We start from the raw sequence: 11,693 nt of genomic DNA on the forward strand, positions 1-11,693 counted from the left end.
AGCGATCTCGTTCCCTGACAGGGGTTTTCCCGGATGAAACCGCCCCGGGGGGACGTCACTTGCCCCGCACCGGCCAGCAGGTCGGATCGCCTTGGCACCAGATCGTCCTCGTGACGGTGACTGTGGGCCCGGGCTGCCCGGGAGCGGTCGGGCGGAACGTGACGGGCGGGATCGGGCTGGCGGCGGCGTTGCAGTCGCCGAGGCCGCTGACGTGGAACCAGCGTCTGCCGCCCACGGTGGCCGTGAGGTTCCCGCGTACGCACTTGCCGTCGACGGCGCGGGTGACCCTGCCCGTGACGGTGATGTCCCTCTTGTCGTCGGTCTGGCCCTGGCAGTCCACGGTGACGACGGTGCTCGCGGACGGCGCGGGCGTCCGGTGGGAGGCGGGGGACCTGCTGCCGTAGTCGCCCACGCAGCTCAGCCAGCGCACCTTCACATGCTGCCGTTCCAGTTGCCTGGTCGCGGTCTGGTCGGTCGTGTAGGCCACCGACGCGGAACTCAGGTCACCGGGTTGGCACGCGACGGCTCCGCCCGCGGTGACCAGCACGGCCCCGGTCACGGCCGCGAGCCGCCGCCCGCCTCCCGGCCGCCGCCGAATCCGTCTCAACACCCCCATGGAGAGCAGCCTGCCACTCCACGGCCCAGAGGGACAGGGCGCATACGGCCATGTACACGCCCCCGTTCACTCCTACGGAACGTGTGCCGCCGCCGCGCGCCGGACGACGTCAGGGGAGCAGCAGGAGCCACTCCTGGAGCTCCACCAGATTGCCCTCCGGGTCCTTGAGATGGGCGACACGCATGCGGTCGGTCATGGGGGCCGGACCGTGCAGGAGGGTCGCACCCCTGGACGTGATCTGCTCGCAGTACGCGTCCAGGTCGTCCACCCGCAGCACCACGAGCGAACGATGGCCGGTGGCCTCGTCGGACAGTTCGCCGAGGACCCCGGCCATCATCGACCGGTCCTGCAGCGCGATGCCCGCCGAACCGGTGGCGGGGCTGAACTTCTCGTACGGTCCGTCCACCGCTCCCGACTGGGGTTTGAGCCCGAGGACCTGCGCGTAGAACCGGTAGCACTCCGCGAAGTCCGAGACCAGCAGTCGTATCTGTGCGAGTTCCATGGAGCGCCCCCGTGGGTCAGGACCAGCGGCCCGTACGGACGAGCAGCAGAGCGGCCGCCGCAGTTCCGGCTGTCGATGTACGCAGGACGGTACGCCCCAGCCGGAACGCCCTCGCACCCGCGTCACCGAAGAGCGCCAACTCCTCGGGCGACACGCCTCCTTCGGGCCCGACGACCAGCACGATCCGGCCCTCCGCGGGCAGGTCCACCGTCGCCAGGGGCTCGTCGCCGCTCTCGTGCAGGACCACGGCGAGATCGGCCTCGGCCAGAAGTTCCGCCACCTGCTTGGTCGTCGCCGCGTCCGCGACCTCCGGGAAGCGCACCCGGCGGGACTGCTTGCCCGCCTCGCGGGCGGTGGCCCGCCATTTGCCGAGCGCCTTGAGCCCGCGGTCGCCCTTCCACTGCGTGATGCACCGGGAGGCCGCCCAGGGGACGATCGCGTCCACGCCGACCTCGGTCATCGTCTCCACGGCCAACTCGCCCCGGTCGCCCTTGGGCAGCGCCTGGACGACGGTGATGCGCACCGCCGGCGAAGGCTCCTCGTGGAGGGACTCGAGGTCCATGACCACCAGCCGGTCCTTGCCCTCGGCGGTCTTCACCACGCCCTCGGTCCACCGGCCGTGTCCGTCGGTGAGGACCACGTCCTCACCGGGCCGCAGCCGTTTCACCGACACCGCGTGCCGGCCCTCCGGTCCGTCGAGCACGAACTCCGGGCCGATTCCGTCGAGTCGGTCCACGACGAAGACGGGAGCCGTCATCGCCCGGCACCGCCTCTCGACAACGCTGTCGCCGCCGCCTCCAGTTCGGCCGCCAGCACCTCCACCAGTTGCCCGGCGGGCAGCTCACGGGCCTGGCGGTGTCCCTGCCCGGCCCACAGTCCCATGCCCTGTGCGTCGCCCGCCGCGGCGGCCGCCTTGCGCAGCGGAGCGGTGAGGTGGTTGATCTCCGGGTACGCGGCCGGCGCGTAGGGGCCGTGCTCCCGCATGAAGCGGTTGACCAGACCGCGGGCCGGGCGCCCGCTGAATGCGCGCGTCAACTCCGTCCGCACGAACAGGGGATCGGTCAGCGCCTGCTTGTGCAGGGGGTGGGCGCCTGACTCGGGGGTCGCGAGGAAGGCCGTGCCCAACTGCGCGGCGCTCGCGCCCGCCGCGAGCACCGCGGCGATCTGGCCGCCGCGCATGATGCCGCCGGCCGCCACGATCGGGATGCCCACGGTCTCGCGCACCTGCGACACAAGGGCCAGCAGGCCGATGCCGGATCCGTCGTTCTCCTGGATGTCCCGGTGGGTGCCCTGGTGTCCGCCGGCCTCGACGCCCTGCGCGATCACCGCGTCCGCGCCCGCCTCCTGCACGGCGCGTGCCTCGTCCGGGGTGGTCGCGGTGACAAGGGTGAACGTGCCCACGCGACGCAGGGACTCCAGGACCTCAGCAGTGGGGACCCCGAAGTGGAACGAGACGGCGGGCACCGGGTTGTCGAGGAGAACGGCGAGCTTGACGTCGTAGCCGTCGTCGCGGCCGCTGTCGGGGTCGCCGAGTTCGGTCTCGTACCAGGCGGCCTCACCGGCGAGCTGGTTGGCGTAGACCTCCACGGCCGCGGCGGAAGGCAGCGCGGCGCCCGCCGCTCCGGTGGAGCCCGTGCTTGCACCGGGATACTCGGGCTGCGGCATGAACACGTTCACACCGAAGGGTCCGTTCGTCAGCCCGCGGAGCTGCTTGATCTCCTGGTACATGCCGTCGGCCGTCTTGTACCCGGCAGCGAGGAATCCCAGGCCGCCGGCATCGGTCACGGCGGCGGCGAGCTGCGGTACGGAGACACCGCCCGCCATGGGGGCCTGCACGATCGGATGACGGAGGAGATCGGTCAGCGCGGAGGACATGACGGCATGTTGTCACGTCCTCCGAACAAGTCCGAATCCGGCCTTCCCCTGGCATATGCCAGGGGAAGGAACAACGCATCAGGACGATGGATGAAGGTCCGCGGGCGGCGGAATCCGGCCTGCGGCGCGCCGGGCGCCCGCCCGGCGGTCACCGTCCGTTGAACGCGTCCTTCAGCCGTGAGAACAGCCCCTGCTGACCCGGCTGGAACTGCCCCTGCGGCCGCTCCTCGCCGCGCAGCGCCGCCAGCTCGCGCAGCAGGCGCTCCTGCTCGGGGTCCAGCTTCGACGGCGTCTGCACCTCGACATGGACGATCAGATCGCCGCGCCCACCGCCGCGCAGATGTGTGACACCGCGGGTGTGCAGGGGGATCGACTGCCCGGACTGCGTGCCGGGACGGATGTCGACCTCCTCCAGGCCGTCGAGCGTCTCCAGCGGGACCTTCGTGCCGAGGGCCGCCGCCGTCATCGGGATGGTGACCGTGCAGTGCAGATCGTCCCCGCGGCGCTGGAAGACCGAGTGCGGCAGCTCGTGGATCTCCACGTACAGGTCACCGGCGGGACCGCCGCCGGGGCCGACCTCGCCCTCGCCCGCGAGCTGGATCCGGGTGCCGTTGTCGACACCGGCGGGGATCTTGACGGTGAGCGTCCTGCGGGAGCGCACCCGTCCGTCGCCCGCGCACTCGGGGCACGGGTTCGGGACGATGGTGCCGAAGCCCTGGCACTGCGGGCACGGCCGGGACGTCATGACCTGGCCCAGGAAGGACCGGGTGACCTGCGAGACCTCGCCGCGGCCGCGGCACATGTCACAGGTCTGCGCGGAGGTGCCGGGCGCGGCGCCCTCGCCGTTGCAGGTGTTGCAGACGACGGCGGTGTCGACCTGGATGTCCTTCGTCGTGCCGAAGGCCGCCTCGTCGAGCTCGATCTCGAGCCGGATCATGGCGTCCTGGCCCCGGCGGGTGCGCGAGCGCGGTCCGCGCTGCGACGCCGTGCCGAAGAAGGCGTCCATGATGTCCGAGAAGTTCCCGAAACCACCCGCACCGAAGCCGCCCGCACCGGCGCCGCCCGCCTGGGACAGCGGGTCACCACCGAGGTCGTAGACCTGCTTCTTCTGCGGGTCCGAGAGCACCTCGTACGCGGCGTTGATCTCCTTGAACCGCTCCTGCGTCTTGGGATCGGGGTTGACGTCCGGGTGCAGCTCGCGGGCGAGCCGACGGAACGCCTTCTTGATCTCTTCCTGCGACGCGTCGCGGCGCACGCCGAGTACGGCGTAGTAGTCCGTGGCCACTTACGACTCCGCCAGGATCTGTCCGACGTACCGTGCCACCGCTCGTACCGCTCCCATCGTTCCCGGGTAATCCATGCGGGTCGGTCCGACCACGCCAAGTTTCGCTACTGCTTCGCCGCCCGAACCGTAGCCCACGGAGACGACGGACGTGGAGTTGAGTCCCTCGTGCGCGTTCTCGTGACCGATACGCACCCGCATGGCCGGATCCTTCGCCTCGCCCAGCAACTTGAGGAGCACGACCTGCTCCTCGAGCGCCTCGAGGACGGGGCGGATGGTGAGAGGGAAGTCATGCCCGAAGCGGGTGAGATTGGCGGTTCCGCCGATCATCAGCCGCTCCTCGGTCTCCTCCACCAGTGTCTCCAGCAAAGTGGAGAGCACCGTAGCGACCGTACTGCGGTCCTCCGGCTCCTCGAAGGCCTCGGCCAGGTCCTGCACCAGCTGCGGGACGTCCGCGAAGCGGCGGCCGGCGACCCGGCTGTTGAGCCGGGCGCGCAGATCGGCCAGCGACGCCTCGCCGAACGGCGCGGGGCAGTCGATCATGCGCTGCTCGACCCGGCCGGTGTCCGTGATCAGCACGAGCATCACACGTGCGGGTGCCATCGACAGCAGTTCCACATGGCGCACCGTGGAGCGCGTCAGCGAGGGATACTGCACGACCGCGACCTGCCGGGTGAGCTGCGCGAGCAGCCGCACCGTACGCGTGACGACGTCGTCGAGGTCGACGGCGCTCTCCAGGAAGCTCTGGATCGCGCGGCGCTCTGGCGGGCTCATCGGTTTGACGGCCGCGAGCTTGTCGACGAAGAGTCGGTAGCCCTTGTCCGTGGGGATGCGCCCGGCGCTGGTGTGCGGCTGGGCGATGTAGCCCTCCTCCTCCAGCACGGCCATGTCGTTGCGGACGGTGGCCGGGGACACACCGAGCTTGTGCCGTTCGGTGAGGGCCTTGGAGCCCACCGGCTCCTCGGTTCCCACGTAGTCCTGGACGATGGCGCGCAGCACTTCGAGCCGGCGTTCACTGAGCATCGCGCACACCTCCAGTGTCCCCTTGGCGCTTCCCTGGCACTCTGTGCATGCGAGTGCCAACATCCCGGAGCAAGTGTACGGCGGTCGGGTACGCCCCCGGCAAGGGCGGCAGCGCCGTCGTACCCACGTGTGCCGGCCCCTCGTACCGACGTGTACCGACCTGTCCCGGGGTGTCCCCGCCGGGCGGCCGCGGACGGCGTCGCCGTACGGCGGTGTCGCGGGAAGGGTCCGGACGGGGGCCCACCACCCCCGGTCCGGAACCGCACGGCCGGACCGGGCGTGGAGGAGCGGGCGGGCCGGCGCGGGCCGGGCGGGGTCCGGCGCCCGTACGAGGGCGCAGCCCGCACGCCGGGGCGGCGCGGCCCGCGGCGCCCGCCGGCACGGACCGCCGTGTGACGCATCTCGCGCTCACGGGCGCGAGGTCGTCCGGAGTGCTCGTCCCCGCCCGCCGCCTCTCCCCGGGAAGCGGACGACGGCGGTGGCCCTCCACGGGGCCTGGTCCCGCGAGCCGTGGGCAGGCGGCTCGTTCCGGCGTGTCGTGGCACCTCGTACGCCTTCCGGGTTCGCGCTTCTCCTATCGTCATCCGAATGCGCCAGTATTCGCCGGACCTGACTCCGCCGTGGAAGAAGCCCAAGCCCGTGCCGGAGGTCCCGGCGGACCCCGGTCTGGTGGTCGAGGAGCCGAGCACCGGCTTCTGCGGTGCGGTGATCCGCTGCGAGGCGGGCACGGTGACCCTGGAGGACCGCTTTGGCAAGCACCGGGTGTTCCCCCTGGAACCGCGTGGCTTCCTGCTGGAGGGCCGGGTGGTGACGCTGGTGCGCCCGTCGAATGCGCCGGTACGCCCCACGCGTACGGCGTCGGGCTCGGTGGCGGTCCCCGCGGCCCGCGCGCGTGTCGCCCGTGCCGGCCGCATCTATGTGGAGGGCCGCCACGACGCGGAACTGGTCGAGCGGGTGTGGGGCGACGACCTGCGCATCGAGGGCGTGGTCGTGGAGTACCTGGAGGGGGTCGACGACCTGCCGTCGATCGTCTCGTCGTTCTCCCCCGGCCCCGATGCCCGCCTGGGCGTCCTGGTGGACCATCTGGTCCCCGGCACGAAGGAATGGCGCATCGCGGAGTCGGTGACGAGCGAGCACGCGCTGGTGGTCGGGCATCCCTACATCGACGTCTGGGAGGCCGTGAAGCCGTCGTCGGTCGGCATCCGGGAGTGGCCGCGCATCCCGCACGGCGAGGACTGGAAGAAGGGCGTGTGCCGGGCCCTGGGCTGGCCGGAGAACACGGGTGAGGCCTGGCAGCGGATCCTGTCCCGGGTGCGGTCCTACAAGGATCTGGAGCCGGAGCTGCTGGGCAGGGTGGAGGAGCTGATCGACTTCGTCACGGTTCAACCGTGAGCGACGGCAGGGCGCCCGGCCCTCCGCCACCGCGAGTACACCGCCGACCCGTCGACCGGGACAGGGCCCGAACCACCGCCGCGCGGTGGCCGGCCCCACCCGGTGATCAGTCCACCAGGTCCCGCACCACGGCGTCCGCAAGCAGCCGCCCCCGCAACGTCAGTACGGCGTGACCCTCCTCGTACGGACCCTCCTCCAGCAGCCCGTCCGCCAGCGCCCGGCGGGAGGCAGTGAGCCCCGCCTCCCGCAGCAGCGACAAGGGCACGCCCTCCCGCAGCCGCAGCTCCAGCAGAATGCGTTCGACCCGGCGGTCCTCCTCCGTCAGGACCTCACGTCCTGCCCCAGGGGAGCGCCCCTGCGCGAGGGCCGCCGCATAGGCCCCCGGATGCTTCACGTTCCACCAGCGGACCCCGCCCACGTGGCTGTGGGCGCCGGGGCCCGCACCCCACCAGTCGGCACCGCGCCAGTACAGCTCGTTGTGCAGGCAGCGGGCGGGCCGCGAGGTGGCCCAGTTGGAGACCTCGTACCAGTCGTAGCCCGCCGAGCCGAGCACCTCGTCCGCGATCAGGTAGCGGTCCGCGTGCACGTCGTCGTCCGTCATCGCGATCTCGCCACGGCGTATGCGGCGAGCGAGCTGTGTGCCCTCCTCGACGATCAGGGCGTAGGCCGAGATGTGGTCGGGCCCCGCGCCCAGCGCCGCCTCCAGCGACGCCCGCCAGTCGTCGTCCGACTCCCCCGGTGTGCCGTAGATCAGGTCCAGGTTCACGTGCGCGAAGCCCGCCGCCCGCGCCTCGGCCACACACGCCTCGGGGCGGCCGGGCGTATGCGTGCGGTCCAGGATCTTCAGGACGTGCGGACGCGCGCTCTGCATACCGAAGGAGATCCGGTTGAAGCCGCCCTCCCGGAGCGTGGCGAGATACCGCTCGTCCACCGACTCCGGGTTGGCCTCCGTCGTCACCTCGGCGTCGTCCGCGAGCCCGAACTCGTCGCGGATCGACCCCAGCATCCGTACCAGGTCCTCCGCGGCGAGCAGCGTCGGCGTGCCGCCCCCGACGAAGACCGTGCGCACCTCGCGCGGGTCGTCGCCCAGCACCTTGCGGGCCAGACGGACCTCGTCGATCAGTGTCTGCGCGTAGTTGTCGCGGGACGCCAGCACCCCGCCCGTGCCGCGCAGCTCCGTCGCGGTGTAGGTGTTGAAGTCGCAGTAGCCGCAGCGCGTGGCGCAGTACGGCACATGGAGATAGAAGCCGAGGGGACGCCCGGCGGCCCCGGCCAGGGCGTGCGCGGGCAGCGCCCCGTCGTCGGGTACGGGCTCACCGTCGGGGAGTGCGGAAGGCATGTCCTCCATTGTCCCGTACCGCCGGAACTCCTCACCGCGCTCACTCCGCCTGCAGGACCAGCAGCGCGAGATCGTCCTCCGGGGGCTTCGCCCCGAAGTCGTGCACCAGCCTCCTGATCCGCTCCGCGATCCGCTGCGCGCTCAGCCCGGCGCAGCCGGTGAGCGCCGCCGCCAGTCCGTCCCCGTCGTCGAACTGGCGGGGGCCGCTGCGCCGCTCCGTCACCCCGTCCGTGACGCACAGCAGGGTGTCGCCGGGGTGCAGCTCGAAGGTCTCGCAGGCGTACGCCACGTCCTCCACGACCCCGAGGAGCGTCTGCGGCCGCGCCACGGCGCGTACGTCGCCGGTCGGGCGAAGGGCCAGCGGCAGCGGGTGCCCGGCCGAGGCCAGGGTGCAGCGCATCCCGCCCTCGAAGGGGACCAGCTCGCCGTAGAGTAGCGAGAGGAAGCGGGCGTGCGGGCCGTCGTCGACGACCGGCACGGGGGCGCCGGCGGCCACCAGCGCCCGCGCCGCCGCGTCCGCGGCCTCCGTGGCGTCGTCCAGGAGAAGCTGGTTGAGACGGTCCAGGACGTCGGGGACCGCGTAGCCCTCACGGGCCAGCAGCCGCAGCCAGGGCCGGGCCAGGCCGATCACGACGGCCGCCTCGGGGCCCTTGCCCTGGACGTCGCCGAGCGCGAAGCACCAGCGTCCGTCGCCGGCCGGGAAGATGTCGTAGAAGTCGCCGCTCGGGCCGCCCTTGTCGCAGGGCTCGTACACGAGGGCGCTGCGCAACCCGGGGATCTCGGCGACCGCGCCGGGCAGCAGGCCCCGCTGCAGCACACGGCTGATCGTGGCCTGGCGGGCGTACTGCCGGGCGGCCCCGATGGCCAGTGCCACGCGGCGGCTCAGATCCTCCACGAGCCCCGTGACCTCGTCGGGGAAGCGCAGCAGTCCGGCCCGCCCGATGACGAGCGTGCCCAGCGGCCGGCCTCCGGCGATCAGCCGGTACGCCAGCGCGGCCCCCGTCGCCCCGCGCGGCCCGAGCGCCTCGCCGGGCCACGGCACGGGAACTGCCCTGGAGCGCACCGAGTCGGGCACCCGGGGCGGGTCCTTCTCCAGCGCCCGGCGCAGCTCCTCGATCCGGTTCTCACTGCCGTGCCACACACGGGCCAGCCGGGTCCCCGGGGCGACCGCGCTCCCGGGCCCCTGCCAGCCGGCCGCCTCGTCCTCCAGCCACACCGCGCACCAGTCGGCGAGCCGCGGCACGATCAGCTGCCCGGTGAGCGCGGCCACCAGGTCCTCGTCGAGCTGTCCGGCGAGCAGGTCGGAGGCCTCCGCGAGGAACGAGAGGGCACCGCGGCCCCGCCAGTCCCGGTCGTGCGTACCGCGCGCGGTCTCGGCGAAGGCGGAGAGGTCGGGCCCGAGCAGTACGGCCGGGCTCGGCCCGCTCTCGCAGCCGTACGCCTCGAGGGTGTCCTCCGCATCCCGGGCGCCGTCGAGGGGCAGCAGGGCCCAGACCGTCTTGGTGCCGGTGCGGTAGGTGATCCCCCAGGCCGTGGACAGAGTGGACACGAGCCGCAGGCCGCGCCCGTACTCGGGTATGCCGTACGGGCGTTCCGAGCCGTCGTCCCGTACCGCCCGGGAGGGGTGATGGTCGGAGACCTCGACGACCAGGCCGGCCGGTTCGTCCTCCGTCTCCTTCAGCCGGCAGGCCACATCAACGTCCGTGCCGGCGTGCACGACGGCGTTGGTGACCAGTTCGCTGACGACGACCAGCGTGTCGTCCGCCAACCGCTCGGTGAACGTGTCCGGTTCGGCGGTCCGGGCCCATTCCTCCAGGGCCGCGCGGACGAACCGGCGCGCGGCACCGGCCGCGAGCGGACCCCCGGGCAGTGTCGTGCGCACCACCGCGCGCAGGTCCGCGCCTTCGGGCACAGGCACATCAGGGGCTCGGGAGATGGTCTCCCTTTGCGTGGGAATGGCCCCCATGGACGGCTCCCCGAGCAGTTGGGACGAATACGCCTCTGACGATGCGGACAGAGTGACAGACTGGCCGCGCCCATAAGCACCGAGTTACTGAAGTGGGCCGGCATGAGTGAGAACAGTGCTACAGATGTGTTCGAAGACGGACAGATTCGAGCATCGGATCTCCGTCCCCTGCTCGCGGCGATGACGGCCGCCCGGGACGGCGACTTCACCAAGGTGCCGGAGGCGGGCCACGGCCCGGTGGCCGAACTGGGCGCCGTCTTCAATCAGATCGTTGTCCGGAGCACGCACTTCAACTCGGAGATCCAGCGCGTCAAGCGGGAGCTGGTGCGGCACGGCCGGCTCGACGAGCGGGTCTCGGCGAGTCCGGGCCAGGGATCCTGGACCTCACGCGTCGACGACGTCAACCAGGTGCTCGACGCCCTGGTGGCACCGGCGGCCAACGCGACGCGGATGCTGGACGCGGTGGCCGGCGGCGATCTGACGCAGCGGGTCGACCTGCACGACGGCAGCCGTCAGCTGCGCGGTGATCTGCGACGCCTCGGCCGTGCGGTCAACAAGATGGTCGACCAGCTGTCGTTGTTCACCGGCGAGGTGACGCGGGTCGCCCGTGAGGTCGGCACCGAGGGGCGGCTCGGCAGCCGGGCCAAGGTGCGGGGCCTTTCGGGCAGTTGGCGGGACGTGACCGAGGCGGTCAACACGATGGCCCCCCGTCTGACGGCCCAGGTCCGGGACATCGCCCTGGTGACGACGGCGGTGGCGCGCGGCGACCTGACCCGCACGGTGACGGTCGAGGCGACGGGTGAGCTGCTGGAGCTGAAGCTCACCGTGAACACGATGGTGGACCAGCTCTCGGCGTTCGCCGACGAGGTGACCCGATGCCCGGCGACCGCGAGAAGTCCATCGCACGCGGCGCCAACGACTACGTGCCCAAACCCGTCGACGTCGACCGGCTTCTGACCGTCGTCTGCGCCCTCCTGGACCCGGACGGGGCTGAGTCCCGCGGCCTGGGCGCGAACGACCACGACACGGGGCCGGAGCGGAGTGCCGGGGCCGATGGAGCGAGCGCCCCGAGCGGTCCGCCGTCCCTCCGTGCACCGAGTGAGGGACACCGTCACATGCCCTTTGAGGAAGGGTCCGAGGACAGCGCGAGCATCCTCCTCCTCGTCGACGACATGGAGGACAATCCGACGGCGCTCGAGGCCGTCCTGCGGAACCTCAACGAGCCGATGGTGCCCGCACGTTCGGGCGAGGAGGCGATGAAGGCGCTGCTGCGGCGGCGCTTCGCCCTCGTCCTGCTGGACATACGGATGCCCGGCCTGGACGGATTCGAGACCGCGGCGCACATCAAGCGGCTCGACCAGACCAAGGACGTCCCGATCATGTTCTTGACCGGCTCCGACGCCGACGCGGGCTACGCCTTCCGCGGCTACGCGACCGGGTGCCGCCGACTACCTCACCGAGCCCTTCGACCCATGGGTGCTGCGCGCGAAGGTCTCCGTGTTCCTGGAACTGCACCGCAAGAACCGGCAGCTGGAGCGGATGCTGACCGAGGAGCAGACGCACTGCACGGAGCTGGGCGGCCGGCTGGCGGCGCTGGAGGGGGTGCTGACCGGGGACGTTCCCCCGGACCTTGTCGAACTGCGCACGCTGGTCCGGGAGTTGCGGCAACTGGTGACCGGGGGCCGAATGTTCTAGCCC

The 11,693-nt window shown here is 72.0% G+C and carries 9 protein-coding genes and 2 pseudogenes; 3 read left to right on the forward strand and 8 right to left on the reverse strand.

From position 1 onward, the window contains the following. Positions 1 to 55: 55 nt before the first annotated feature. The 6 genes from ADL25_RS32855 to hrcA all read right to left on the reverse strand — a co-directional run bounded on the left by ADL25_RS32855 (position 56) and on the right by hrcA (position 5,298). On the reverse strand, positions 56 to 616 hold the full coding sequence (locus tag ADL25_RS32855; protein WP_234381123.1) for a hypothetical protein: 561 nt from the start codon (positions 614 to 616) through the stop codon (positions 56 to 58). A 109-nt stretch (positions 617 to 725) separates the two neighbouring features. Then, on the reverse strand, positions 726 to 1,118 hold the full coding sequence (locus tag ADL25_RS32860; protein WP_059131532.1) for a VOC family protein: 393 nt from the start codon (positions 1,116 to 1,118) through the stop codon (positions 726 to 728). A gap of 16 nt (positions 1,119 to 1,134) precedes the next feature. Continuing rightward, on the reverse strand, positions 1,135 to 1,875 hold the full coding sequence (locus ADL25_RS32865) for a 16S rRNA (uracil(1498)-N(3))-methyltransferase (protein WP_059131533.1): 741 nt from the start codon (positions 1,873 to 1,875) through the stop codon (positions 1,135 to 1,137). Next, positions 1,872 to 2,993, reverse strand: coding sequence for a nitronate monooxygenase (locus ADL25_RS32870; RefSeq protein WP_059131534.1), 1,122 nt, complete (start codon positions 2,991 to 2,993; stop codon positions 1,872 to 1,874). The genes ADL25_RS32865 and ADL25_RS32870 overlap by 4 nt, the downstream gene beginning before the upstream one ends. 148 nt (positions 2,994 to 3,141) lie before the next feature. After that, on the reverse strand, positions 3,142 to 4,278 hold the full coding sequence (dnaJ, locus tag ADL25_RS32875) for a molecular chaperone DnaJ (RefSeq protein WP_059131535.1): 1,137 nt from the start codon (positions 4,276 to 4,278) through the stop codon (positions 3,142 to 3,144). Beyond that, the gene (hrcA, locus tag ADL25_RS32880) at positions 4,279 to 5,298 is read right to left on the reverse strand and encodes a heat-inducible transcriptional repressor HrcA (protein WP_059131536.1); all 1,020 of its coding nucleotides are present in this window, start codon (positions 5,296 to 5,298) and stop codon (positions 4,279 to 4,281) included. A gap of 588 nt (positions 5,299 to 5,886) precedes the next feature. Between hrcA and ADL25_RS32885 the strand changes: the two genes are divergently transcribed. Next, the gene (locus ADL25_RS32885; RefSeq protein WP_059131537.1) at positions 5,887 to 6,690 is read left to right on the forward strand and encodes a DUF3097 domain-containing protein; all 804 of its coding nucleotides are present in this window, start codon (positions 5,887 to 5,889) and stop codon (positions 6,688 to 6,690) included. A gap of 106 nt (positions 6,691 to 6,796) precedes the next feature. Here ADL25_RS32885 and hemW read toward each other — a convergent pair whose 3' ends face one another. Both hemW and ADL25_RS32895 read right to left on the reverse strand, forming a co-directional pair. Next, positions 6,797 to 8,029 carry a radical SAM family heme chaperone HemW gene (hemW, locus tag ADL25_RS32890; protein ID WP_059131648.1) on the reverse strand — a complete coding sequence of 411 codons (1,233 nt, stop codon included), beginning with the start codon at positions 8,027 to 8,029 and terminating at the stop codon, positions 6,797 to 6,799. Positions 8,030 to 8,069: 40 nt separating this feature from the next. After that, positions 8,070 to 9,995: a SpoIIE family protein phosphatase gene (locus ADL25_RS32895; protein WP_059131538.1), complete on the reverse strand. Its 1,926-nt coding sequence runs from the start codon at positions 9,993 to 9,995 to the stop codon at positions 8,070 to 8,072. 102 nt (positions 9,996 to 10,097) lie between these two features. Here ADL25_RS32895 and ADL25_RS32900 point away from each other — a divergent pair. Both ADL25_RS32900 and ADL25_RS32905 read left to right on the forward strand, forming a co-directional pair. Then, positions 10,098 to 10,871, forward strand: a pseudogene (locus tag ADL25_RS32900) (HAMP domain-containing protein); the annotation flags it as partial. Positions 10,872 to 11,110: 239 nt separating this feature from the next. Further along, a pseudogene (locus tag ADL25_RS32905) lies at positions 11,111 to 11,690 on the forward strand (response regulator). Positions 11,691 to 11,693: the final 3 nt, after the last annotated feature.

The sequence above is a fragment of the Streptomyces sp. NRRL F-5122 genome (assembly GCF_001507435.1).
In the GTDB taxonomy this organism is placed as follows: domain Bacteria; phylum Actinomycetota; class Actinomycetes; order Streptomycetales; family Streptomycetaceae; genus Streptomyces; species Streptomyces lannensis.